The sequence below is a fragment of the Shewanella sp. 10N.286.48.B5 genome (assembly GCF_002874355.2).
Classification (GTDB): domain Bacteria; phylum Pseudomonadota; class Gammaproteobacteria; order Enterobacterales; family Shewanellaceae; genus Shewanella.
In genome coordinates, this window is sequence record NZ_MCVG02000001.1 from 1,002,703 (window position 1) to 1,027,630 (window position 24,928).

Consider the following 24,928-nt stretch of genomic DNA (forward strand, 5'->3'; position numbering starts at 1 on the left):
AACTTTATGTTTTCTAATGAGGATAAATAAACTAAGATTTGAAGAATTTGCGAAAAATATCTCATCAATAGGAGTGCAAAAATGAAAGTCGTTGAAGTTAAACACCCGCTAATCCGCCATAAAGTGGGTTTAATGCGTGAAGCTGATATTAGTACTAAAAGATTTCGTGAGCTTGCTACTGAAGTCGGTAGTTTATTAACTTATGAAGCCACTTCTGATTTTGAAACTGAAAAAGTAACCATCCCTGGCTGGAACGGCCCTGTTGAAATTGAGCAAATAAAAGGTAAAAAGGTGACAGTGGTACCTATTCTGCGTGCTGGTCTTGGCATGATGGATGGTGTCTTAGAGCATATGCCTAGCGCTAAAATTTCAGTTGTGGGTATTTACCGTGATGAAGAAACACTCGAGCCAGTGCCATATTTTGACAAGTTAGTCAGTAATGTTGATGAGCGTGTTGCCATTGTGGTTGATCCAATGCTTGCTACTGGTGGCTCAATGATTGCGACTATAGATTTACTAAAAAGCCGTGGCTGTGTGTCTATTAAAGCATTAGTGCTTGTGGCGGCCCCTGAAGGTATTAAAGCACTAGAAGCTGCCCATCCTGATATTGAATTATACACTGCCGCTATTGATGACTGCCTAAATGAGCAAGGTTATATTTTACCTGGTTTAGGTGATGCTGGTGATAAGATATTTGGTACTAAGTAACTAACCTCTGTTACTAACATTGTTAAGCAATAAAAAGGGAGCCAATTGGCTCCCTTTTTATTGCTTATTTTATTAACTACAAAACCATCGCAGCAATCCAACCAAATGCGATTAACGGAATGTTGTAATGAATAAAGGTTGGGATAACACTGTCACGAATATGATCGTGCTGGCCATCAGCATTCAAGCCTGCTGTTGGGCCTAAGGTTGAGTCCGATGCAGGAGAGCCCGCATCACCTAATGCAGCGGCTGTGCCCACCAAGGCGATTGTAGCCGCCACTGAAAAGCCAAATGTCATTGCTAATGGAACATAAATCGTAGCAATAATTGGGATGGTAGAGAAAGAAGAGCCAATCCCCATGGTAATTAATAAGCCGACAACAAGCATCAATAGTGCGGCAAGCGCTTTATTATCGCCAATGATGTCGCCTAATGAAGTCACTAGGGTGCTGACTTCACCTGTTGATTTTACCACAGCAGCAAAACCTGCAGCTGCAATCATGATGAAGCCGATATTGGCCATCATTAGCACGCCTTGGTTAAACATATCTTGCCTCACATCCGCTTTGATAATGCCTGAGAAGCGGAAAATGAGAAAGCCCGTCAAGGCGCCAAAAATCATTGAATCAGTTTGTAGCTGCACCACTAAGGTTGCAAAAATGGCGAATAAAGAAATCACGATAGTTTTCTTGTTGATACTCACTATTTTTTCTGTGGACTCGACATCTTTAATTTCATACTGGCGTGGTTTACGGTAAGTGATAAATACCGCTATTAATAAGCCAGTGATCATTCCAAGAGCGGGTAGCATCATTGCCATTGGAATTTGCTCTTTAACAGCGCCAAGGCCGTTATTGTTTAAATTAGCTAACAAGATGTCATTTAAGAAAATACCACCAAAACCAATGGGTAAAATCATGTAGGTGGTAACTAAGCCAAAAGTGATGATACAAGCCACTAAGCGGCGATCAATGTTGAGCTTACTTAATACATGTAATAGTGGCGGAATTAAAATGGGAATAAAGGCGATATGAATAGGCAAAATATTTTGCGAGCTAATGGCCATGATTAATATTGACGCTAAGATCAACCAACGAACCACTAAGGTATTGGTGCTGTTTGGTTCTTTTCCCACTTTTTTAATGATGTTGTGGGAAATGAGCGTGGTTAAACCTGAGTGTGATAGCGCAGCAGCAAAGGCACCTAAAAGTGCATAACTTAACGCAATTTGTGCTCCGCCACCGAGACCATTATTAAAAGCGGTGATGGTTTGATGTATATCTAATCCACCAAATAGGCCAGCCGCGAGGGCACTAATGGTGAGCGCGATGACAACATTCACACGCATAAGACTTAATGCGAGCATTAAGGTGACAGCAATTACGACGGCATTCATATTAATTAATTCTTATTGAGTTGTGTTTTAGATAATTATTCTGAGCTTATTCTTATCTGTATAGGTATACATGTCCAGTTTATCTCTAACGAGTTTAAATGTTTTGCCTGCTTGTGATTGGGGTTTATGATTCTTGTAACAAGGCTTGTGAGGATGTTATTTTTATTCTTCATGTCACAGAATCTTTTTAATATGGAGCATTTATCAGCAGCTGAAATACTTTTCAGCATAAAGGGCTTATCTCTTTTATCAATAACGGGTAAGGTATAGCTCAAATATGAGAACAATATATCTATTTAGGTATGCATTAATGCGAGCTATCTCGCATATTGCTGCAGTTCGGGTATAATGCCATCCAGATTAACAGGCATTGTTTTAAATTTTTTTCAATCCATAGATGGAGATATAAAATGAGCGTATTAGTAGGCCGTCCGGCCCCAGATTTTACTGCCGCTGCGGTTCTTGGTACTGGTGAAATCGTTGATAGCTTCAACCTAGCGACTGCTATTAAAGGTAAGCAAGCTGTTGTTTTCTTTTACCCACTTGATTTCACTTTCGTGTGTCCTTCTGAGTTGATCGCATTTGATCACCGTATTGAAGAATTCACTAAACGCGGTGTTGAAGTTATTGGTGTTTCAATTGACTCTCAGTTCTCACACAACGCTTGGAGAAATACTTCAGTAGATAAAGGCGGTATTGGTGAAGTTAACTACACGTTAGTTGCTGACGTTAAGCATGAAATCTGTAAAGCTTACGATGTTGAGCATCCAGAAGCTGGTGTTGCTTTCCGTGCGTCTTTCTTAATCGACAAAGAAGGTCAAGTCCGCCATCAAGTTGTTAACGATCTGCCACTAGGTCGTAACGTTGATGAAATGCTACGTATGATCGATGCATTACAATTCCACGAAGAGCACGGTGAAGTTTGTCCTGCTGGTTGGGAAAAAGGCGACAAGGGTATGACTGCAACCACTGAAGGTGTTGCTTCTTACTTAAAAGATAATTCTGACCAGCTTTAAGTTATTAGCTAGTTAGATCTAAAAAAGCTGCCAATGGCAGCTTTTTTGTTATTGGGACTTAATTAGTCCACAGTTTCTCTTTTTTAAAGCTGTTATATTTTTGCAAACAGCTAACATGCATGACTACTGAGCTGTAGGTGTTATCGCAGTCACAGCACTGGTATCAAGCTCTGCAGAAGAATCTTCAGTGTCTTCTGCAACTGGCATAGGCCAGCCACCTAACGCTTTCCATCGATTGACGATATAGCAAAAAAGTTCAGCAGTACGTTCAGTATCATATAAGGCGGAATGCGCTTCTTTATTATCAAAATCAATGCCGGCCATTTTACAGGCTTTGGCTAATACCGTATGACCAATAGCAAGACCTGCAAGAGTTGCGGTGTCAAAGGTCGCAAAAGGGTGGAATGGCGACCGTTTTAAATCATTTCGCTCAATGGCTTTATTTACAAAGCCAATATCAAATGCTGCATTATGGGCAACGATAATACAGCGATGACAGTCAGCAGCTTTTTGCGCTTTTTTAACCATCTTGAATATTTCTAGAAATGCTTGTTTTTCGTCAATAGCACCACGTAATGGATTGGTTGGATCAATCCCATTAAATGCTAAGGCTTCTGGTTCAAGATTGGCACCTTCAAAAGGCTCGATATGAAAGTGAATGGTTTTATCCAATTCGATTACGCCATCATCATTCATTTTAAGGGTGGTGACAGCTATTTCTAGCAACGCATCAGTTGCAGCATTAAATCCCGCAGTCTCGACATCGATAACTACAGGGAAGTAACCTCTAAAGCGGTGTTTGAATTTGTTTGCGTCGCAGATATCGCTCATTAAAAACCTCATTCTTCATTCTGGCGGCTATTATGCTAAAACTGCGCCTCGGTGTCATGTTTGATCGGCGAATAATTCTGCTAAAGGAAAATTAAATACTGCCGATAAAAAATATGTGATCAGCAATCGGGATGTTTTTATGTGGCGTAAATTACTTTTAGTAAGCAGTTTTTGTTTTGTATCTTCAGCACAAGCTGATTTACAACAATATGTTGCGTCTCTTGATGACTCTATGTGGCGCCTAAGCGAAAATAGCCCGATAGAGTGTCGGCTTGAACATGACATCCCTGCATACGGCAAAGCTATTTTCACTAGTCGTGCTGGTAAAGACTTAAATTTGAACTTTAGTCTTGATATGTGGAATAAACCCGATCAAATCACCGAGGCGCAACTGATAAGTAAAGCGCCCCAATGGCGCCCAGGCGTTAATGCAAAAGAGATCACCACCTTAACTTACCATAAGCAGTTTAACGGTGAAGTGCCACGTAAAGCAGCTTGGTCGATGCTGACTGAATTAAGTAAAGGCATGCAGCCGACTTTTTATTATGCTGATTGGTATAACCGCACTGATAAAGTCGCGGTAGGGTTATCAGCAGCTAATTTTGGTGGTGAATATCGTCAATTCCGTTCTTGTTTGGCTACGCTATTACCTTATAGTTTTGACGATATCGCATTTACTGTACTTAACTATGAAGCAGGCGGCACCGCATTAACCCGTTTCTCTAAGCTTCAATTAAACCGAGTGCAGGAATACTTATCTTATGACTCTGATGTTGAGCTAGTGTTTGTTGACGCTTATACCGATAGTTATGGTGGGCGTTCGGTTAACCAAAGGGTATCGGATAGACGGGCCGATTCTGTGGCTGATTTATTAGTTGCCAGTGGCATTGAGCAAAGCAGAATCCATAAAACCGGTCACGGTGAAAGACGCCATGTTGCATCGAATCAACTCTCTGAAGAAAGAGATCGTAACCGTCGAGTAGTGATTAAAATTTCTAAAACGATTTAACCTACAGATGATAAATTTTCTAATTGGCTTAGTCGGGTGATTAGGCCTTTTTTGTCTCTACTATTTCTGTATTATTCTCGAAAAATAGGCAAAAAAATACCCGCTTAAAGTAAGCGGGCAAACAATTTGTATTCACAAATTCAAGGAAGGAAGTCAAGCATAAGAACCAGGGATAAGTTGAGGTATTGGGATACATCAACTAGAAGTTCTTGGTTTTCTATAACTCAGTAAGCTATGTCAACTTAATAAGCTATGTCCTGAAAACAAGGCGTATATTAGAGACTTTGCTCTAAGCTGACAAACTAGAAAAATTTCGACTTCGCATTAAAAAAACTAATGTGACTTTAGGTTGAGCTTTAGCGTTTAAGCACCCATTTATGAAGTAATAGCGCTATAAGTAAATGAATAATCATCTGGCGTGCATATTTAGTCGAAAGTGTGCGGTATTGGATGATAATCAATTGTTAAGTTATTCAATTAAAGTACCTGGCTAATTATTTTTATTCGAAATTATCTTGTGATAAGCCTATGAAATAGTCTTGTAATCCCTAAATAAATACAGATTTTCGCAATAATTATATTTTGAGGTATATTACTTTCAGGCATGAAGCCACAATGCAAAAGAAGGTTGCTTAAAATGATAATAAAAATGCCCTTATTACAGGGTTCACTACTCTCCATTGTCCTTGGAACTGCACTTACTGCTTGTCAACACGCACCAGACTCTACGGTAGAACAAGTCACAAGTACCACTAAATATTCTTATCCAAATACAGTCGAACAAGATTTGGTTGAAACACTACACGGTGTGAGTGTTGCCGATCCTTTCAGACATTTAGAGCAAAATACACCAGAAACTGAACAGTGGGTTAAACAACAACAAGATTTTGGTAGCCAGTATTTAAATAACATTAACAACAAGCAAGCTGTGGTTGATCGCATTACAGCATTATGGAATTTTGAGAAAGTGTCAGCGCCATTTGAAAATGGCTCAAATACTTTTTTCTATCAAAATGACGGGTTGCAGTCACAGTCTGTGTTGTATGTAACTGATAAAGCTGGCAATACCAAAGAATTACTTAACCCCAATACACTTTCTGAAAACGGTACCGTTGCGCTATCTGGTGTTTCGGTCAGTAATGACGGTAAAACACTGGCCTACGGCGTTTCAAAATCTGGATCTGACTGGCAGCAGTGGCAGTTCATTGATATTGCCTCAGGCGCAGCGCTGGCCGATAAACTGCAGTGGATTAAGTTTTCAACCGCCACGTGGGACGCCAATAACCAAGGTGTTTATTATTCTCGCTATGATGCACCAGCCGGTGGCGATGCACTTGCTGATGTCAATTTTAATCAAAAAGTGTATTACCACAAAATTGGTACCCAGCAAGCTGAAGATATACTTATTTATGAGCGCCCACAAAACAAAGATTGGGGCTTTGGGGCTGAAATAACCGAAAAGGGCGACTACTTATTAATAACTGTCTCTCAAGGCACTGATAGCCGCAATCGGTTCTTCTATAAGTCACTGCAATCTGCTGATGCTGAAGTGGTTGAGTTAATCACCGATTTAGAAGCTCAATATGTTTTCCTTGGTAATGATGAAGAGCATTTCTATTTTAAGACAGATTTAGATGCGCCAAATGGAAAAGTTATTGAGATAAATATTAATCGTCCAGAAAAAGCCCATTGGCAAACCATTATCCCTGAGTCTAGCGATCCCATTAACGATATTGCGATTGTCCATGATCATTTTGTAGTGAGTTACCTACATGATGTATTAGGTAAAGTATCGATATACGGTTTAAATGGCACCAAAAGGCAAGATGTTGCGCTTCCAGGTAAAGGCCGTGTTTTAGGACCATACGGAAAACGCAGTAAAGATTATTTCTATTTTGCCTTCAATAGCTATGTGCAACCGCAAACGATTTATAAATTTGATTTTAGAAGCGGTGAAACCAGTTTATATAATCAGCCTAAAGTTTCGTTTAATCCCGATGACTACGTTTCTGAGCAAGTGTTTTATACCAGTAAAGATGGCACCCGTATTCCAATGATGGTGTCTTATAAAAAAGGGGTAACCCTTAATGGCAACAACCCAACACTGCTCTATGCCTATGGTGGCTTTTCGATTTCGATGACACCACGTTTTAGCCCTGCAAATATTGCTTGGCTCGATATGGGCGGAATATATGCCGTTCCCAATATCCGCGGCGGGGCAGAATATGGCGAAAGTTGGCATCAAGCAGGCATGTTCGATAAAAAGCAGAATGTGTTTGATGACTATTATGCTGCTGCGGAATACCTGATTGATAATGGTTACACCAACAAATCAAAGTTAGGCGCTTATGGTCGCAGTAATGGTGGTTTATTGATGGGCGCGGTATTAACACAGCGACCTGATTTATTTGCCGCAGTACTGCCAGCGGTCGGTGTGCTAGATATGCTACGGTTTCAGAAGTTCACCATAGGTTAGGCCTGGGTCAGTGAATATGGCAGCGCGGATGTGGCTGAGCAATTCCCTGCATTATTAGCTTACTCTCCGTATCATAATGTCAAACCTGGGAATTATCCTGCCACTATGGTGATGACAGCAGATCATGATGACCGCGTTGTGCCACTGCATAGCTTTAAATTTGCAGCTATGATGCAAAAACATCAACAAGCAAACAAGCCGGTGATTATGCGTATTGAGTCCAATGCTGGTCATGGCTCTGGTAAACCTACTGCCATGAAAATTGATGAAGCTGCAGATATATACAGTTTCTTGTGGCACAGTTTTGGTTTAGCCATTCCCGCTAAAATTCATTAGTGATAATTTATGTTGAGATTACTATCTTGAAAGGCCTAGATTTACAGCCTATTCGTGATGTTAATCTCAATTTTTATGTTACCTAAATGTAACTGCAAAAGGCGCTAACATTAAACTTTATTCATTTGCCGCTAATATCTCTGCAAAAGCCATATTTTAATGCCAAATTAAGTCTTAAACCCTAAAATAATCCCCGTTTTGCTAGGTCGCTTTGTTCACAAGCGTGGTGGTACTCGGTATAGTAAGCCATCTTTTATTACGCAAAATTCACAATCGCTAATTATGTTTACATGGCCTATTTCTATTTATTATGAAGACACCGATGCTGGTGGTGTTGTTTATCATTCGAATTATTTAAACTTTTTCGAACGTGCTCGCACAGAGTGGTTAAAAGCTATGGGAATAAAGCAAACTGAATTGTTAGCTAATGACATTGCTTTTGTGGTGAAACATGCTGAGCTAGACTTTAAAGTTGCAGCAAGATTCGAGCAGAACTTAATTGTTGAATCTGAGCTGACAGAATTAAAAAAAGCTTCGCTGATATTTAAACAGCGATTGCTAGATGATAATGGTGTTAGCTATTGTGAAGCCACTATTGTTGTCGCTTGTATTGCTTTATCTCGAATGAGACCTAGGGCTATTCCATCCAATATTGTGCAGGAGTTTAATCGTGCAAGCTGAAATTTCTTTTATCGGTCTTTTTTTAGAGGCAAGTCTTCTCGTTAAGTTAGTGATGCTAACCTTATTATGTTTATCTATTGTCTCGTGGGCGGTAATCATTCAGCGCCGTAAATTGCTCAATTCAGCCCGCGCTAAATCAATAAAATTTGAAGATACTTTTTGGTCTGGTGTGGATTTGAATAAACTTTACAAAGAGTTGTCAATTCGTGGTGAATCATTGACAGGCCTTGAAGCATTATTTGTCGCAGGCTTTAAAGAGTACTCTCGCTTGAGTTCAGCAAACAGTAAGTCTCCTGAAGCTGTTATGGACGGCACATCAAGGGCTATGCGAGTCAGTTTATCCCGTGAAGTTGAAAAGCTTGATACTCATTTACCTTTATTAGCCACAATCGGTTCAACCAGCCCTTATATCGGCCTGTTCGGTACAGTATGGGGCATTATGAATTCATTTATTGCATTGGGCACAGTAGAAAATGCCACTTTAACTATGGTAGCGCCGGGTATTGCTGAAGCTTTGATCGCGACAGCTATGGGGTTATTTGCTGCTATTCCAGCTGTTATTGCCTATAACCGTTTCTCGACACAAGTAGAAAAACTTGAAATGGCCCACGTTAACTTTATGGAAGAATTTTCTAACATATTACAACGCCAAGCCTACAGCGAGAAGGAATCGGTGTAATGTATCAACGCAAGCGCCGCCGTCCAGTTGCCGAAATTAATGTTGTACCCTATATCGACGTAATGTTGGTGCTGCTTATTATTTTTATGGTGACAGCGCCAATTGTTTCACAAGGCGTAAAGGTGGAACTACCTCAAGGTAAAGCTGAACCATTATCGGCAGAAAGCAAACCGCCTATCGTTGCCTCAATTGATGAGTTTGGTGAATACTTTCTGAATGTGGGCAGCGGATCAAATAACGATCCACTCTCATTGGATGAAATTTCAGTGCAAGTGGGTGCAATGATCCAGCTTGAGCCAGAAAGACCTGTAGTTGTAAAAGCCGATCGTCGCATAGCATATGAAAACGTGATTCAACTCATGGTCAGCTTACAAGGTGCGGGTGTGCCTGCGGTGGGCTTAATGACTGATTCGCCTGAGGAGTAGTTTGGTGGCTGTTAAATCTGAATTAACTTTACCCGTTGTTATTTCTGCCGGCATTCATATTGGGGTAATCGTGGTGCTTGCTTTAGGCATTAGTTTTGAAGATAAACCTAAACATTTACCACAAACTCAATCTGAACCCATCGTTCAGGCCGTTGTGGTTGATCAGCAGCGTATTAATGACCATGCTGAAAAACTTAAACAACAACGAAGCGATGCCGAGCGAAAAGAAAAACAACGTCAAGCTGAAATCGATAGGCAAGCGCGCAAAGCTAGAGAAGAAGTGCGAAAAGAACAAGAACGTATTAAGCAGCTTGAAATTCAACGTAAGCAAAAAGAGCAAGAAACCATAAAAGCCAATAATGCCGCTAAGGCTGCGCAGCAAAAAGAAGCTGCAGAAAAAGCCAAAGCAGAAAAGGCCGCTGAACTTCGTAAACAGCAAGAAGCGCAGCGTATAGCTGCAGAGAAAAAAGCTGAAGAAAAGCGCCAGCGTGAAGAAGCTGCAGCTGCTAAAAAGCGTGAAGAAGACAGAAAACGTAAAGAAGAAGCTGAACGTAAACGTAAAGCCGAAGAGGCTGAGCGTGCTCGCCAGGAAAAAGAAATGGCAGATGCAATGGCTGCTGAGCAAGTTGCCTTATCTGCAACCCGTAATAAACAGGTTGTATCTGAGGTAAACAAGTATACCGCGATGATTAAATCAACTATCCAACGTAATTTGGTTGTTGATGAGTCAATGCGTGGTAAAAGTTGCCGCGTGTTAATTCGATTAGCGCCAGATGGCTTTGTTACCGCGAGTCAAACATTAAGTGGCGATCAAGTTGTTTGTCGTGCAGCGAAAGCTGCGATAAATAAAGCAGGGCGGTTACCGGTTTCTTCTGAAGCTGATGTGTATAACAAAATGAAAGAAATTAATTTAACCGTATCACCGGAATTTAATTAAAGGGGTCACATGAAGATTTTGGCAAAATGGTTAACACTATTTGTAGTTCTTGTAAGTAGCAGTGCGAATGCCGCATTAGATATCGTTATTACTGAAGGTGTTGATGCTGCAAGACCTATCGCGGTTATGCCGTTTTTATGGCAAGGTACAGGGCCAGCACCTGAGCGTATCAGTGATGTGGTGACCAGTGACTTAGCTCGCAGTGGCACATTTAGTCCGCTTGATGCGCGCAGTTTACCGCAAGCAAATATCAGCACTGTGAAAGAATTTACCTCTCAAGTGTGGAATTCAACGGCATCTGAAGCGTTATTAGTGGGCTCAATTAAGCCTTATGGCAATAATCAATATTTGGTGAGTTTTGATCTGATTGATTTAGTCAAAGCCCAGCTACAAACTGATAAAGGCCCAATGAAAAACAGTGAACTACTGCTTGAGAGCCGTGAAACTGTTATCAGTGAAGCACAGTTTAGACAATATGGTCACCGCATTAGTGACATTGTTTATGAAAAACTAACCGGTATTCGTGGGGCGTTTTTAAGTCGAGTCGCTTATGTTGTCGTTAAACAAGGTGAAAAATCTCCTTACCATTTGATGATTGCCGACTATGATGGTTATAACGAGCAAATGTTACTTCGCTCGCCAGAGCCGTTAATGTCACCAAGTTGGTCACCAGATGGCAGACGTTTAGCTTATGTGAGCTTTGAAAACCGTAAAGCGGAAATCTTTGTGCAAGATATTTATACCCAAGAGCGTACTAAAGTCAGTTCTCATCAGGGTATTAATGGCGCACCGAGTTTCTCACCAGATGGTAAAAAGCTTGCTGTGACACTATCTAAGGATGGTCAGCCTGAAATTTACGTAATCGATATTGCCAGTAAAGCGATAAAGCGCATTACTAATCATTATGCTATCGATACTGAAGCATCGTGGATGCCAGATGGAGAATCACTTATTTTTACCTCTGAGCGCGGCGGAAAACCGCAAATTTACCAAGTGAAACTCAGCACAGGCAAAATTTCACGTATGACCTTTGAAGGCGAGTGGAACTTAGGTGGCACGATCACTCCAGATGGTCGCAGTATGATTTTTGTAAACCGTACTAACGGAAAATACAATATTGCACGAATGGACTTGCAAACCCGTTTTATGCAAGTGCTGACATCAACGACCCTTGACGAGTCGCCAAGTATTGCACCAAATGGCACCATGGTTATTTATGGTACTACACACCAAGGCAAGCAAGTGCTCGCTGCGGTGTCTATGGATGGACGATTTAAAGCAAGATTACCCGCAGGTCAAGGTGAAGTTAAATCACCAGCCTGGTCACCATTTTTATAATATTAATAAGGATTTCCAATGAATCTGAATAAGTTGTTTAAAGCTATGTTAGTTGTTGTACCTGTTATGGCATTAGGTGCATGTAGCACAACTTCAGAATCTGAAACCGATGCAAGTGGTTCTACAAGTGGCTCAACCACAACTACTGGCGGTGAATACGGTTCTGGTGGTGTTGAAACAGGAGGCGTTGCACCAATCTTAACGCCTGAAGAGCAACAACGCGTAGAGCAAGAAGAATTACGCGCTCAAAATATCATTTATTTTGATTTTGACCGCAGTGAAGTACAAAGCGAAAACGCTGCCATTATTCAAGCTCATGGCAATTACTTAGTTGAGCATCCAAATGTTCGTGTATTAATTGAAGGTCATGCTGATGAGCGTGGTACACCTGAATACAATATTGCTTTAGGTGAAAGACGCGCTAAAGCTATTGCGAAATACCTTCAAAGTATGGGTGTACAACCAAGTCAAATGAGTGTTGTTAGTTATGGTGAAGAAAAGCCATTAGATTTCTCTCGAAGCGAGAGTGGTTTTGCTAAAAACCGTCGTGGTGTTTTAGTTTACTAATCATCGCGGTTGAACTTTCGTAATAGGAAGGCCAGCACTTGTTGGCCAGTTTAGGAGTTTATTGATGAAACATGCTGTTTTATTTGCTGCAATGTTTTTTGCTGCTGGTGCCACTGCTGCGCCAGCGCCGGTGCAAGATCTTGCTGGTGGTTCAAATGACGATCGTATATCTCGTCTCGAGCGTATCATTAAAGCAAAACAACAAACGGAATTTGAAGCGCAGCAGCGTTTAGATACTTTGCAACGTGAAGTGTTAGATTTGCGAGGCATTACTGAGCAGCAAGACTATCAAATTAGTCAAATGTTACAGCGTCAACGTCAGTTGTATGAAGAAATTGCTAATTTATCAGCTAGTGCCGCGGCGACTACGGTTACCGTTGCTGAAAATAATGCCGCTTCAGCAGGCCCATCTAGCTTAGGTGAAACTGCAAGTTACGAGCAAGCGGTGAATTTAGTGCTTAAAGAGCGTAAGTACGATGAGGCTATTCCTGCTTTTAGTGATTTTATTAAGCAATACCCTGATTCCACTTATGCAGCAAATGCAAATTATTGGTTAGGGCAACTGTTGTTTAATAAAGGTACCTTTACTGAAGCGAAGCAAGCTTTTGATGCAGTGGTCACTAAATATCCTAATTCTAATAAGCGTGGTGATAGTTTAGTTAAGTTAGGCATGATTGCTGAAAAAGAAGGTGATAAAGCTACCGCAACTGCTTTTTACAATCGAGTGCTTAAAGAATACACAAATAGTGCATCGGCACGTTTAGCACAGCAACAATTGTCTGCGTTGTAACCCTAATTTAACCTAAAAACAGCCTCTTAGTTTGTTTTTAGTGCAAACGGCAAAAAAACGCTAAATTGCGCTTGCATGAGCAAATGAAAAAGGTATTATAGGCGCCCTCAGAACGGAGCGACGTTCTGGGGTCATTTGAATGAGTTAGATTAACTTATTTTGATGGCAGATTGATTGAATACTATTTATAGGCTTCAATTATTCTGAAAGCTTTAAGATGGGGCGTTAGCTCAGTTGCTTGTTCAAAACAGACAGTTGGCTTTTGTTCCAATCAAGACTTTAGTGTTGATAAAACCAAGATGGGTCGTTAGCTCAGTTGGTAGAGCAGTTGGCTTTTAACCAATTGGTCGAAGGTTCGAATCCTTCACGACCCACCACTTCTCTGAAAGTGAGATTGCCTGTTAGGCTTTAATTCAGACGTAACCCATCGTTACGTAAAACCCAGATGGGCCGTTAGCTCAGTTGGTAGAGCAGTTGGCTTTTAACCAATTGGTCGAAGGTTCGAATCCTTCACGGCCCACCACTTTTCTGAAAGTGAGATTGCCTGTTAGGCTTTAATTCAGACGTAATGCCTCGTTACGTAAAACCCAGATGGGCCGTTAGCTCAGTTGGTAGAGCAGTTGGCTTTTAACCAATTGGTCGAAGGTTCGAATCCTTCACGGCCCACCACTTTTCTGAAAGTGAGATTGCCTGTTAGGCTTTAATTCAGACGTAATGCATCGTTACGTAAAACCCAGATGGGCCGTTAGCTCAGTTGGTAGAGCAGTTGGCTTTTAACCAATTGGTCGAAGGTTCGAATCCTTCACGGCCCACCACTTTTCTGAAAGTGAGATTGCCTGTTAGGCTTTAATTCAGACGTAACCTATCGTTACGTAAAACCCAGATGGGCCGTTAGCTCAGTTGCTTGTTCACACAGACAGTTGGCTTTTGTTCCAGTTAGTACAATTAGTATTAATAAAACCAAGATGGGCCGTTAGCTCAGTTGGTAGAGCAGTTGGCTTTTAACCAATTGGTCGAAGGTTCGAATCCTTCACGGCCCACCACTTTTCTGAAAGTGAGATTGCCTGTTAGGCTTTAATTCAGACGTAATGCCTCGTTACGTAAAACCCAGATGGGCCGTTAGCTCAGTTGGTAGAGCAGTTGGCTTTTAACCAATTGGTCGAAGGTTCGAATCCTTCACGGCCCACCACTTTTCTGAAAGTGAGATTGCCTGTTAGGCTTTAATTCAGACGTAACCCATCGTTACGTAAAACCCAGATGGGCCGTTAGCTCAGTTGGTAGAGCAGTTGGCTTTTAACCAATTGGTCGAAGGTTCGAATCCTTCACGGCCCACCACTTTTCTGAAAGTGAGATTGCCTGTTAGGCTTTAATTCAGACGTAATGCCTCGTTACGTAAAATTAGATTGGTCGTTAGCTCAGTTGCTTGTTCACACAGACAGTTGGCTTTTGTTCCAAGTTAGTACAATAAGTATTAATAAAACCAAGATGGGCCGTTAGCTCAGTTGGTAGAGCAGTTGGCTTTTAACCAATTGGTCGAAGGTTCGAATCCTTCACGGCCCACCACTTTTTTGAAAGTGAGATTGCCTGTTAGGCTTTAATTCAGAATATCCCCTTAGCTACTCCTCTGTTATTATTCGTTATAATTACTATCTCAATTACTATCTAAATTACTATCTCAATTACTATCTCAATTACTATCTTAATAACTTTGATATTTTGCCTTAATATTCCCTTAGTTCTAATTCAGACTTAAACGCTACATTCCCTTTGTTCATATTTGGCTGCTTATCATTCTTTAGTCTTAACTTTTGTTGCTACCTGCCTACTTTTGTCTAATAGACCTATTGCTAATGTTGCTTGCTTGTTAAGTGGGTCATATTGCTATGGATGATAAGAATAGGGAGAGAATGATGAAACAAACACAAATTAGTTTAGCTATAGGTTGTTCATTACTGTTATTGAGTAGTACTAGCTACGCAGATACAGAAATGGAGTTTGGTGGCTATGTCAAAGCTGATGTGATGTTCAGCAGTTATAGCAATGGGGCACCTGACTCAGGAAACTTATCTCGTCAATTTTATGTACCAGGTACCATTTATGGTGAAGCTGGTAATGGTAAGGAAGTCGTCGACTTTCAAGCCCGCGAAACGCGTTTTAATTTTAAAACTGTATCAGATTTCGATGGCCATAAATTATCAGGTTTTATCGAACTTGATTTTATGACTCATACTGATGGTAATGAGCGAGTATCAAACAGTTATTCCCCGCGTATTCGACAAGCCTTTGTCAGTTATGACAATTGGACTGTTGGTCAAACATGGACTACCTTCCAAAATCCAGGTGCATTACCTGAAAATTTAGACTTTGTGGGCGCAGCTGATGGTACGCCGTTTGTGCGTCAAGCGATGATCCGCTACACCAATGGCGGCTTTCAAATTGCGGTAGAAAACCCAGAAACAACCGTAAACCAATATGGTACAGCGTCAAGAGTGACCAGTGGTAGCGGTATGGTTCCTGATGTCGTTGCTCGTTATAACTTTAAGTCTGAAGGTGGTTCAGCAATTTCACTTGCTGCAATGGTTCGACAGTTAAATGTAGAGCAAAATGTGGGTACTGAAGCTATTGACTCCACTGAAGTCGGCTACGGCGCAAGTATTGCTGGTGTTATCCCTGTAGGTAACGATGACTTCAAGTTTTCTGTCACTTATGGTGAAGGCCTAGGTCGTTATATGGCGCTTAACTATGCCAATGCTGGTAACTTAGATGCATCAGGTGATATCCAAACTATTAGCTCTTATGGTGGCTTTGCTGCTTACCGTCATTGGTGGAATGATAAATGGCGTAGTAGTTTAACCTTTGCTGCACTAGAAATTGATAACGATACTTCATTATCAAGTGATGGTGTCAATGCGAGTTCATACTCTGGTTATATCAACTTACTCTACTCACCAACAAAACCGTTAACGTTTGGTGTTGAGTATATGTATGCTATGAACGAAAAAGAAAGTGGTGTAGATGGCGATTTAAGCCGAGTGTTATTCTCTGCTAAATACGTTCTATAAAAATATTTTTCTTAAATACAAAAAAGGGTTAATTCAATGAATTAACCCTTTTCATTGTCTGCGAAATGCGCTCAACGCAGCTTAGTTGTAATCATTGGTGATTAAGCAACTAATTTATTGTCGCGAACGTATTTATCATATTCTGTGTAACCGCCAACATGAACTTCATCAACGAAGATTTGCGGTACTGTTTCAACTGGCTTACCAACAGTTTTTTCTAAGTCTGCTTTAGAAATGCCTTCAGCGTGAATATCGACATATTTGAATTTAAAATCGTCACGTTGCGCGGTTAATTTTTCTGATAATTCAACAGCACGAACACAATATGGGCAGCCTGGACGGCCAAAAATAACAACAAACATAGTGACTCCTTTTTTTGATTTGACGATTTATACCATAAGTTTTATCGAATTGATATTGTATAAGCCCAGCGACTAAAAACTACTATCCGTGATCGTTTTATAACGGCCTTTATAGTCAAAAAACTTTTCGACTAAATCCCATTTATGTTTCTGTTTTTTCAAAAGTAATAAGTCCGGCTTTTTAAAGTGCTCACTATGGGCGATTAAATCGGCGGGCTTTTTATATTGTGGGTGCTTCATGCCGGGAGTTCGACAATGAGGAGAGATAAATATAGCAAACAAAGCGCGGCGTTGCGCTGGTGTGTCCATATTAAAGTATTCTTTAAAGTCATTCGATTCAATATCAAAGTATTGCACCACAAGCTTGCCATTTTCTTCGATAAGCTGCATCTCTTGGCATTTAAACAAATGATGATGTTGAGACGACAATACCTGCTTTAAACGCTTGTCAGGATCAATGAGGGTAGATTGACAGATATGACAAATGCGCGCCGCGATATCATTTTCAGCGCCACAATCAGGGCAAGCTTTAGAACGAAATCTAAAGTCACACTGTTGAATGTTTGATGACGAGTCCTCTATTAGCCCCTGACAGCGTCTACCAAAGTGTTCAACAATATCACCGTCATTATCCACCAAGCCCCAAAAAGTATTGGCAAATTGGCATACAGGGCAATGCACTTGCACTGGCACAGATTTACTATTGGGTTTTACTTGACCCACTTCAGGAAAATATAAGTCATAACCGTTAGCGGCATAATCAATGACTAAGCAATCTTGTTTATCAGGCGCTAAGCGTAAACCTCGGCCAATCATTTGTTGAAATAAGCTTACTGATGCTGTGGGCCTTAAAATAACAATTAAATCGACATGAGGGGCGTCAAAGCCGGTGGTTAATACAGCAACATTGACGATGAATTTAATTTTCTGTTGTTTGAACTGACTAATAATTTCGTCGCGTTCTGCATGTGGTGTATCTGCTGTAATGAGTGCAGCATCGTCATTTAATAATTTAAGTACTTCTTTTGCATGACGAACTGTCGCCGCAAAAATTAATACGCCTTTACGAGAGTCTGCTAATTGTTGTACTTGTTTTATGATGGCAGTGGTTGCGCGGCCTTGATGGTTGAGTAAATCATCAACTTCCTTTTGCGGAAATTCACCTGTATTACTTGGCTCTAACTGACTAAAGTCATATTGGGCACTTAGTCCATCAAATATTTTGGGTGCGGTTAAGTAGCCTTTTTTTATGAGCGGCCGCATAGGTAATTCAAAAATGCACTTTTCAAATACTGGCTTGTCAGCATTGCCTATTTTTCCATGGTAATGATGTCGATATATCCAACCTAAACCCAATCGATAGGGCGTGGCAGTTAGCCCTAACAGTTTTATTTGTGGATTAATCTTTTTGAGGTGAGTTAATAACTGTTGGTATTGGCTATCTTTATCATTACTGACTCGGTGACATTCATCAATTATTACCAATGAGAATGATTGGCAGAATTGCTCGGGCTTTCGCGCTGCTGATTGCACACTGGCGACCACGGTTTTACCATGGGCTTTTTTTTGCTTTAAACCCGCAGAATAAATATTGGCATCTTCAGTGAGTAAACCCACTTTTTCTGCATTTTGTGCCACGAGTTCTTTCACATGGGTCAAAACTAAAACGTTACCACGGGCAATTCGAGCTAGTTCGGCTATCACAATACTTTTGCCTGCTCCTGTAGGAAGTATCAGCACAGCAGAGTCATTAGATTGCTTAAAATGGGTTATAGCAGCGTTAACAGAGTCTTGTTGGTAATCGCGAAGTGAAATGGTTGCAGACATAAGTGAGTATGAAATGGCTTATTATTTAATATTGATCATGCAGGGTACTGTAGCATGAATACAAGCTAGCGCGGCGCAGTCTATTCAATAAAAGTCGCTGAATACATATCGTTTCAGCATGAGTTGATAGAGTTTTAAGCCAGAATAAATATAAAAAAGCCCCCTCAGTGAGAGGGCAACGAGAATCTGGTTAGGAGTTCTCAGGTTGGTAAGAGGGTGGGGAGTACTTAATAACCTCTTATTTTAAGCTACTGTTATTGAGTTTTGTTTAAACGAGACTCTATCAAGGTATCAATCACCGCTGGATCTGCAAGGGTAGAAGAATCGCCTAAGTTGGTTACTTCATTTGCGGCAATTTTACGTAAGAAGCGGCGCATGATTTTACCTGAACGTGTTTTAGGTAAACCGCCAGCCCATTGAATTAAATCTGGGGTGGCTAGTGCGCCAATCTCTTTACGCACCCATTGACGTAGCCCTTGACGTAACTCTTCAGTTTCTTCAACGCCGTTAATTAAGGTTACATAGGCATAAATGCCTTGGCCTTTAATATCATGGGGGTAACCTACAACTGCGGCTTCAGCGACAAGATCGTGTGATACAAGCGCGCTTTCAACTTCAGCAGTACCGAGGCGGTGGCCCGATACGTTAATTACGTCATCAACACGGCCAGTGATCCAGTAATAACCATCCTCATCACGACGAGCGCCGTCACCAGTAAAGTACATACCTCTAAAGGTTTTAAAGTAAGTGAGAGCAAAACGATCATGGTCGCCAAATACGGTGCGCATTTGTCCCGGCCAAGAGTCGAGAATAACAAGGTTGCCGTCTACAGCGCCTTCAAGAATATTACCCATGTTATCAACTAATGCCGGCTGAACCCCAAAAAATGGACGCGTAGCAGAGCCCGGTTTTGCATCTGTGGCGCCAGGTAATGGGCTAATCAAAATACCACCGGTTTCAGTCTGCCACCATGTATCCACAATTGGGCAGGATTCATGGCCAATCACTTCATGGTACCAGCGCCAAGCTTCAGGGTTAATGGGTTCACCCACCGAGCCCATTACCCGTAATGAGCTACCATCAAAACCATCAAACTGTTCTTTACCTTCTGCCATTAAAGCGCGAATTAACGTTGGTGCAGTATATAAAATATTAACTTTATGACGGTCGACCATTTCACCAAGACGAGCTGGATTTGGAGAGTTTGGTACTCCCTCATGAATAAGGATAGTTGCGCCATTGGCTAATGGACCATATACCATGTAGGAGTGACCGGTGATCCAACCCACATCAGCAGTACACCAATATACTTCACCTTCTTTGTAATCAAAAACATACTCGTGAGTCATTGAGGCGTAAACCATATAACCACCAGTGGTATGCAACACACCTTTTGGGTTACCGGTTGAGCCTGAAGTGTATAAAAGAAATAGCGGGTCTTCAGCGCCCATTTCTTCAGCTTGGCAATGCTCTGATGCCGTTGCAACGACATCGCTCCACCATATATCTCGGCCTTCAACCCAGTCGATATCACCACCAGTTCGATTAAGTACAATGACTTTTTCGACACAATCTACATCTGGGTTATTAAGCGCTTCATCAATGCTACGTTTAAGCGGAATTTTACGGCCACCACGCACGCCTTCATCAGCGGTGATCAAGACTTTTGATTTGCCATCAATTACGCGTGATGCAATTGAATCAGGTGAGAAACCGCCAAATACCACCGAATGGATCGCGCCAATGCGGGCACAAGCAAGCATAGCAACGGCCGCTTCAGGCACCATAGGCATATAAATTGTGACTACATCACCTTTACAAACCCCCTGGCTACGTAGGGCATTGGCAAATTTACACACATCAGTATGCAGTTCACGATAAGTGATTTTACGCTGTTCATTGGCATCGTCACCTTCCCAGATGATCGCTACGCGGTCGCCATTATCTTCTAAATGGCGATCTAAACAGTTTGAAGATGCGTTCAATGTGCCATCATAAAACCACTCAATAGACAGGTTATGATCATCAAAAGAGGTTTGTTTAATTTTGGTATAAGGCTTGATCCAATCGATGCGCTTACCGTGTTCTCTCCAAAAACCTTCAGGATTAACCACAGATTCTTGGTACATTTTTTTATACTTATCATTATCGACCAGTGCATTTTTAGCGAAATCGGCTGGTACTTTGTAGAGAGACTGCGAGCTCATATGGCTTCCCTTTGTCAAAATTTGCGTTATGAAAGTATCCTCTGCATGATGATGTTAACTCCATTAGACCTTGGTCTAGTTTTAAAATATCCTTAATATTTAGCTTGTTGCGCGTGTTAACATCTCATGCAAATAACGCAAAATTATTGCATAATTAATAAGCGAATATAATAAAAAGAGAAAGCTATGAATTTAACCTTAGTCGTTGCTGTGATTGCAATTTGCTATGTGTCATTACTGTTTATACTGGCCTGGGGCGCTGAACGTTGGTTTAGTAAAATCACTAATAAAGTTCAAGTATGGATATACGGCTTAAGTCTAGCTGTTTACTGTTCTTCATGGAGCTTCCTTGGCACAGTAGGTCAATCAGCGAACGATTTATGGTCTTTCTTGCCGATTTATCTTGGCCCAATCTTAATTTTTACCCTGGGTTTTGGGGTATTACGCAAAATGGTTTTAGTCTCTAAAGCGCAAAATATAACCTCGGTAGCCGATTTTATTGCCGCGCGCTATGGAAAATCCCAAGCCCTTGCTGCCATAGTGACCCTAATAGCACTATGCGGCATCATGCCCTATATTGCGCTGCAACTTAAAGCCATGGTATTTAGCCTTAATTTATTTCAACCTGATAATTTACCTTTAAATGGCGTCAGTATCCCTTTGGTGATTACTTTCATTTTGGCTATATTTGCGATTTTATTTGGCACTCGTAAATTGGATGCCACCGAACATAATCCTGGGATGATGGTAGCGATCGCTTTTGAGTCACTGATTAAATTAGTCGCCTTTTTGATTGTCGGTGTGGTGATTACTTATGGTTTTTTTGATGGTTTTGATGATATCTGGCAACAAGCGAAAGACAAAGAACTCATCAACCATGGCACTTTAAATATCGCTTCAATTTTACCGGAAATGCTGGTGGGGATTGCCGCCTTTATGTGTATGCCAAGGCAATTTCATGTGATGGTAGTTGAGTGTGCAGAAGAAGGGGTGTTAAAAAAAGCCCGCTGGATCTTTCCCTTGTATTTGGCCATGTTTGGCTTATTTGTGGCGCCATTAGCCCTTGCTGGTAAATTATTACTTGGTGATACCGTGGCGGCAGACACTTATGTGATTAACCTGCCTTTAGCATTAGATCAGCCTGTTCTCGCCGTTATTGCCTTATTAGGCACGCTTTCAGCAGCGACGGGTATGGTGATTGTTGCTGTTGTGACCATTAGTGTCATGATCAGTAACGAATGGTTAGTTCCAGTTATGCTACGTACTGGTAAAATCACTGGCACTAATTTCAATCAATTTGCGCGTTTTTTATTAAATGCGCGCCGTTTAGCCATCATCATTATTTTGGCCTTGGGTTATTTTAGTTACTTAATATTTGGTAGTAATGAATCGTTATCTCACCTTGGGCAGCTATCATTCGGTGCTTTTGCGCAGCTAGCACCCGCACTCATAGGTGGCTTGTATTGGAAGTATGGTAACCGTGCTGGGGTGTTTTTAGGTTTAGCAGTAGGCTTTTCATTGTGGTGTTATATTTTATTTGAGCGCAGCGTAGGCTTAGTGGGCGATACTGGGATCTTAGCGTCTATTAGCCCGGAAGTGGATGACACTTTAGTGGCGCTATTAGCCAATATTGCCTTTTATATTTTAGGCTCGTTGTGGTTTCGAGCTGGGGTAGCTGAGCGCATTCAAGCCAGCCATTTTATTAATCCAGGCATTATTAAAAAGGACAGTAACCGAAAACATGGGGCGATATCTCAACAAGATTTATTAATTCTTGCCAGTCGTTTTGTTAGTCCAACCCGCGCTTATGAAAGCTTTAGTCAATACTCGCCAGCTGCGGTAAGAAGTGATTCTTGGCATAAAGTGGCTGATGAAGCGTTAATCTCACACACAGAGCATATGCTTGCAGGTGTGCTAGGAGCATCGAGCGCCTCACTGGTGATGGACTCGGTGTTACAAGGTCGCGATTTAGCCCTTGATGAAGTCTTTAGTTTAGTGGATGAAGCGTCAACCAAGGTGATGTTAAGCCAAGACATGTTACGCGGCGCCATTGAACATGCTTATGAAGGCATGAGTGTGGTGGACAAAGATTTAAACTTGGTCGCATGGAATTATAAATATGCCGAGCTATATGATTATCCTGACGGTTTTTTAAAGCAAGGCATGCCAATTAGTGAAGTGGTACGTTTTAACGCTGCCAGAGGCTATTGTGGAGAGGGTGAAATTGATGCTCAAGTAGAAATGCGAGTGCAGCATATGCGCGCGGGCACAGAGCATACCTCAGAGCGACAACGCCGAGACGGTAAAGTGATAAAAATTCAAGGTAATCCAATGCCAGATGGCGGCTTTGTGATGACCTTTACCGATATCACCCAATACCGTGAGCAAGAGAAAGCCTTACTAGAAGCCAATGAAACCCTTGAAAGTCGAGTAAAAGAACGTACCTATGAACTGGCAATGCTTAACAGCGAACTACTAGAAGCAAAAGCCCAAGAAGAAATGGCTAATGCGTCAAAAAGTCGTTTTCTTGCGGCCGTTGGGCATGATCTTATGCAGCCGCTTAATGCTGCAAGATTGTTTACTGCTTCACTAGCGCAATACCCGAATCTTGATTTAGAAGGGCAAACCACTTTATCCCATATCAACAACTCCTTGCGAACAGCGGGGGAGTTATTAACTGATTTATTGGATATATCAAAGCTTGATTCAGGCATGGTGGAGGTTAACCGCCGAGATTTTGCTATTGCTGACTTACTCACAGGTCTTGCTGTTGAGTTTGAGGCTATGTCAAAAGACACTCAAATTCGCTTCAATATGATCCCCTGTAATGCCACTGTCAACTCAGACTTATCCTTACTGAGGCGTATATTACAAAACTTTTTAACCAATGCTTACCGCTATGCTAGAGGCGGTAAAGTGCTGTTGGGTTGTCGCCGCCGAGGAAAGTATCTCGAAATTCAGGTGTTAGATACAGGTTGTGGCATTGATGAGCATGAAACAGAAGAGATATTTAAAGAGTTTAAACGCTTAAATCATCCCAGTAGCCAAAATGTCAGCGGCTTAGGCTTAGGGCTCGCTATTGCTGATCGAATAAGCAAGGTGTTAGATCATCAAATTCAGGTTTCATCAAAACTTGGTCAAGGTTCAGTGTTCTCAATTATCGTGCCTTTAGGCGAAACCATCAGTGAAAAATCGGCTAAACCAGTGCCAAGCTTAACTCAGCCATTAGCTGGGGTAAAAGTGCTTTGTATTGATAATGAAGAGGCGATATTGGCAGGGCTTGAAAGCTTATTAACTCGCTGGAAGTGCGAGGTGATTTGTGCAACCGATTTAGCTGATGCTCGTATTAAACTTGGCCTTAAAGGGGTTGCTCCTGATATCGTTTTAGCTGATTACCATTTAGATAACAATCAAAATGGCGTCGATGCTATGGATGGTATTCGTTCGCGCTACGGTGAACATTTACCCGGGATCTTGATAACGGCTAATACGAATAAGGATTTGGTTGAGGATGTACAAAAGCGTGGTTATCACTATATGGCTAAAATGATTAAACCAGCGGCATTACGGGCGTTAATATCAAGTTTAGTGAAGTAGGCCAATGAAGGGTTAATAAACGAAATCAAGCGCGTTAACGGCAAAAGGAAGAGCAATGATAACTGTCTATGGCGATGAAAAATCAGGTAACTGTTACAAAATAAAGCTCACTTTGGCGCTACTTAAAATTGATTATCAATGGTTTGACATAGATATCATGGCCGGTGGCACCCAAACCAAGGCTTTTTTAGCTAAAAACCCAAACGGTAAGTTACCGGTTATTGAGCTAGATGATGGTCGAGTGTTAGCCGAGTCTAATGCCATCATTGGTTATTTGGCTGCTGGGTCGGCGTTAATTCCTGGCGATGAATTTAATAAAGCCTTAATGTATCAATGGCTGTTCTTTGAGCAATACAGCCACGAACCTTGTATTGCTGTAGCAAGGTTTATTAAGCTTTACCAAGGTATGCCACTAGAGCGACAAGCTGAGTTTGAACGTCTGCAAATTCAGGGGGATAAGGTGTTAAAGTTACTTGATAACCAGTTAGTTGGGCAGGCATTTATGATCGGCGAACAGTTTAGCCTTGCTGATATTGCGCTTTATGCATACACCCATGTAGCCCATGAAGGTGGCTTTGATTTATCGCTTTATCCCAATATTCAACAATGGTTAGCTAATATTGAGTCACAAGCGGGTTTTGTTTCCATGCTCGATTAATCAATCGCGATCTTATATCTGACCAG

The 24,928-nt window shown here is 41.3% G+C and carries 18 protein-coding genes, 8 tRNA genes and 1 pseudogene; 22 read left to right on the forward strand and 5 right to left on the reverse strand.

Going from position 1 to position 24,928, the window contains the following annotated elements; all coding sequences use genetic code 11:
• The first annotated feature begins 81 nt into the window (after positions 1-81).
• The gene (gene upp, locus BCU57_RS04330; RefSeq protein WP_076536836.1) at positions 82-708 is read left to right on the forward strand and encodes a uracil phosphoribosyltransferase; all 627 of its coding nucleotides are present in this window, start codon (positions 82-84) and stop codon (positions 706-708) included.
• Positions 709-784: 76 nt separating this feature from the next.
• Here the strand turns inward: upp and BCU57_RS04335 are convergent, their stop codons facing one another.
• The gene (locus BCU57_RS04335) at positions 785-2,104 is read right to left on the reverse strand and encodes a Na+/H+ antiporter family protein (protein WP_102440498.1); all 1,320 of its coding nucleotides are present in this window, start codon (positions 2,102-2,104) and stop codon (positions 785-787) included.
• A gap of 410 nt (positions 2,105-2,514) precedes the next feature.
• Between BCU57_RS04335 and BCU57_RS04340 the strand changes: the two genes are divergently transcribed.
• Entirely contained in the window at positions 2,515-3,120 is a 606-nt protein-coding gene (locus BCU57_RS04340) for a peroxiredoxin (RefSeq protein WP_102440499.1), read from the forward strand.
• Positions 3,121-3,243: 123 nt separating this feature from the next.
• On the opposite strand, the gene rnt is transcribed toward BCU57_RS04340, so the two are convergent.
• Positions 3,244-3,951 (reverse strand): ribonuclease T, encoded by a 708-nt coding sequence (gene rnt, locus BCU57_RS04345; RefSeq protein ID WP_102440500.1) that lies wholly within the window; start codon positions 3,949-3,951, stop codon positions 3,244-3,246.
• A gap of 139 nt (positions 3,952-4,090) precedes the next feature.
• On the opposite strand from rnt, the gene BCU57_RS04350 reads away from it, so the two are divergent.
• The 18 genes and pseudogenes from BCU57_RS04350 to BCU57_RS04435 all read left to right on the forward strand — a co-directional run bounded on the left by BCU57_RS04350 (position 4,091) and on the right by BCU57_RS04435 (position 16,251).
• On the forward strand, positions 4,091-4,960 hold the full coding sequence (locus BCU57_RS04350) for a flagellar protein MotY (protein WP_102440501.1): 870 nt from the start codon (positions 4,091-4,093) through the stop codon (positions 4,958-4,960).
• 637 nt (positions 4,961-5,597) lie between these two features.
• Positions 5,598-7,772 (forward strand): annotated as a pseudogene (locus BCU57_RS04355) (prolyl oligopeptidase family serine peptidase).
• A 279-nt stretch (positions 7,773-8,051) separates the two neighbouring features.
• Positions 8,052-8,453, forward strand: a complete 402-nt coding sequence (gene ybgC / locus BCU57_RS04360; protein ID WP_102440503.1) for a tol-pal system-associated acyl-CoA thioesterase — start codon at positions 8,052-8,054, stop codon at positions 8,451-8,453.
• On the forward strand, positions 8,443-9,132 hold the full coding sequence (tolQ, locus tag BCU57_RS04365) for a protein TolQ (RefSeq protein ID WP_413211398.1): 690 nt from the start codon (positions 8,443-8,445) through the stop codon (positions 9,130-9,132). Before ybgC ends, tolQ begins: the two co-directional genes overlap by 11 nt.
• Positions 9,132-9,557 carry a protein TolR gene (gene tolR, locus BCU57_RS04370; RefSeq protein WP_076536821.1) on the forward strand — a complete coding sequence of 142 codons (426 nt, stop codon included), beginning with the start codon at positions 9,132-9,134 and terminating at the stop codon, positions 9,555-9,557. The genes tolQ and tolR overlap by 1 nt, the downstream gene beginning before the upstream one ends.
• A 4-nt stretch (positions 9,558-9,561) precedes the next feature.
• Positions 9,562-10,494: a cell envelope integrity protein TolA gene (tolA, locus tag BCU57_RS04375; RefSeq protein ID WP_102436501.1), complete on the forward strand. Its 933-nt coding sequence runs from the start codon at positions 9,562-9,564 to the stop codon at positions 10,492-10,494.
• A 9-nt stretch (positions 10,495-10,503) separates the two neighbouring features.
• Entirely contained in the window at positions 10,504-11,832 is a 1,329-nt protein-coding gene (gene tolB, locus BCU57_RS04380) for a Tol-Pal system beta propeller repeat protein TolB (protein ID WP_102436495.1), read from the forward strand.
• Between the two features lie 18 nt (positions 11,833-11,850).
• On the forward strand, positions 11,851-12,399 hold the full coding sequence (gene pal, locus BCU57_RS04385; RefSeq protein WP_102436493.1) for a peptidoglycan-associated lipoprotein Pal: 549 nt from the start codon (positions 11,851-11,853) through the stop codon (positions 12,397-12,399).
• A 64-nt stretch (positions 12,400-12,463) separates the two neighbouring features.
• Complete coding sequence (ybgF, locus tag BCU57_RS04390; RefSeq protein ID WP_102436491.1) at positions 12,464-13,189, forward strand: tol-pal system protein YbgF; 726 nt, start codon at positions 12,464-12,466, stop codon at positions 13,187-13,189.
• Between the two features lie 301 nt (positions 13,190-13,490).
• Positions 13,491-13,566: transfer RNA gene (locus BCU57_RS04395), tRNA-Lys, on the forward strand.
• Between the two features lie 70 nt (positions 13,567-13,636).
• Positions 13,637-13,712, forward strand: a tRNA-Lys gene (locus tag BCU57_RS04400).
• Between the two features lie 70 nt (positions 13,713-13,782).
• Positions 13,783-13,858: transfer RNA gene (locus BCU57_RS04405), tRNA-Lys, on the forward strand.
• A 70-nt stretch (positions 13,859-13,928) separates the two neighbouring features.
• A tRNA-Lys gene (locus tag BCU57_RS04410) sits at positions 13,929-14,004 on the forward strand.
• A gap of 152 nt (positions 14,005-14,156) precedes the next feature.
• Positions 14,157-14,232 (forward strand) — tRNA-Lys (locus BCU57_RS04415).
• A 70-nt stretch (positions 14,233-14,302) separates the two neighbouring features.
• A tRNA-Lys gene (locus BCU57_RS04420) sits at positions 14,303-14,378 on the forward strand.
• 70 nt (positions 14,379-14,448) lie between these two features.
• Positions 14,449-14,524 (forward strand) — tRNA-Lys (locus BCU57_RS04425).
• Positions 14,525-14,676: 152 nt separating this feature from the next.
• Positions 14,677-14,752 (forward strand) — tRNA-Lys (locus BCU57_RS04430).
• A 347-nt stretch (positions 14,753-15,099) separates the two neighbouring features.
• Positions 15,100-16,251, forward strand: a complete 1,152-nt coding sequence (locus BCU57_RS04435; protein ID WP_102436557.1) for a DcaP family trimeric outer membrane transporter — start codon at positions 15,100-15,102, stop codon at positions 16,249-16,251.
• Between the two features lie 101 nt (positions 16,252-16,352).
• Here BCU57_RS04435 and BCU57_RS04440 read toward each other — a convergent pair whose 3' ends face one another.
• The 3 genes from BCU57_RS04440 to acs form a co-directional block, all read right to left on the reverse strand.
• Positions 16,353-16,613, reverse strand: a complete 261-nt coding sequence (locus BCU57_RS04440; RefSeq protein ID WP_076536809.1) for a GrxA family glutaredoxin — start codon at positions 16,611-16,613, stop codon at positions 16,353-16,355.
• A gap of 72 nt (positions 16,614-16,685) precedes the next feature.
• The gene (locus tag BCU57_RS04445; protein WP_102436555.1) at positions 16,686-18,440 is read right to left on the reverse strand and encodes a DEAD/DEAH box helicase; all 1,755 of its coding nucleotides are present in this window, start codon (positions 18,438-18,440) and stop codon (positions 16,686-16,688) included.
• 254 nt (positions 18,441-18,694) lie between these two features.
• Positions 18,695-20,647, reverse strand: coding sequence for an acetate--CoA ligase (gene acs / locus BCU57_RS04450; protein ID WP_102436553.1), 1,953 nt, complete (start codon positions 20,645-20,647; stop codon positions 18,695-18,697).
• Positions 20,648-20,833: 186 nt separating this feature from the next.
• Between acs and BCU57_RS04455 the strand changes: the two genes are divergently transcribed.
• Together BCU57_RS04455 and BCU57_RS04460 are read left to right on the forward strand one after the other, a co-directional pair.
• Positions 20,834-24,244, forward strand: coding sequence for a PAS domain-containing hybrid sensor histidine kinase/response regulator (locus BCU57_RS04455; protein ID WP_102436551.1), 3,411 nt, complete (start codon positions 20,834-20,836; stop codon positions 24,242-24,244).
• 55 nt (positions 24,245-24,299) lie between these two features.
• On the forward strand, positions 24,300-24,902 hold the full coding sequence (locus BCU57_RS04460) for a glutathione S-transferase family protein (RefSeq protein WP_102436549.1): 603 nt from the start codon (positions 24,300-24,302) through the stop codon (positions 24,900-24,902).
• Positions 24,903-24,928: the final 26 nt, after the last annotated feature.

Bases quoted from the DNA above. Each gene is read 5' to 3' on its own strand.
- BCU57_RS04350 (WP_102440501.1), top strand. From the start codon at position 4,091: ATGTGGCGTAAATTACTTTTAGTAAGCAGTTTTTGTTTTGTATCTTCA.
- rnt (WP_102440500.1), bottom strand. From the start codon at position 3,951: ATGAGCGATATCTGCGACGCAAACAAATTCAAACACCGCTTTAGAGGT.
- tolB (WP_102436495.1), top strand. From the start codon at position 10,504: ATGAAGATTTTGGCAAAATGGTTAACACTATTTGTAGTTCTTGTAAGT.
- BCU57_RS04440 (WP_076536809.1), bottom strand. From the start codon at position 16,613: ATGTTTGTTGTTATTTTTGGCCGTCCAGGCTGCCCATATTGTGTTCGT.
- BCU57_RS04445 (WP_102436555.1), bottom strand. From the start codon at position 18,440: ATGTCTGCAACCATTTCACTTCGCGATTACCAACAAGACTCTGTTAAC.
- BCU57_RS04335 (WP_102440498.1), bottom strand. From the start codon at position 2,104: ATGAATGCCGTCGTAATTGCTGTCACCTTAATGCTCGCATTAAGTCTT.
- acs (WP_102436553.1), bottom strand. From the start codon at position 20,647: ATGAGCTCGCAGTCTCTCTACAAAGTACCAGCCGATTTCGCTAAAAAT.
- BCU57_RS04435 (WP_102436557.1), top strand. From the start codon at position 15,100: ATGAAACAAACACAAATTAGTTTAGCTATAGGTTGTTCATTACTGTTA.
- pal (WP_102436493.1), top strand. From the start codon at position 11,851: ATGAATCTGAATAAGTTGTTTAAAGCTATGTTAGTTGTTGTACCTGTT.
- BCU57_RS04340 (WP_102440499.1), top strand. From the start codon at position 2,515: ATGAGCGTATTAGTAGGCCGTCCGGCCCCAGATTTTACTGCCGCTGCG.
- BCU57_RS04455 (WP_102436551.1), top strand. From the start codon at position 20,834: ATGAATTTAACCTTAGTCGTTGCTGTGATTGCAATTTGCTATGTGTCA.
- ybgF (WP_102436491.1), top strand. From the start codon at position 12,464: ATGAAACATGCTGTTTTATTTGCTGCAATGTTTTTTGCTGCTGGTGCC.
- upp (WP_076536836.1), top strand. From the start codon at position 82: ATGAAAGTCGTTGAAGTTAAACACCCGCTAATCCGCCATAAAGTGGGT.
- tolR (WP_076536821.1), top strand. From the start codon at position 9,132: ATGTATCAACGCAAGCGCCGCCGTCCAGTTGCCGAAATTAATGTTGTA.
- BCU57_RS04460 (WP_102436549.1), top strand. From the start codon at position 24,300: ATGATAACTGTCTATGGCGATGAAAAATCAGGTAACTGTTACAAAATA.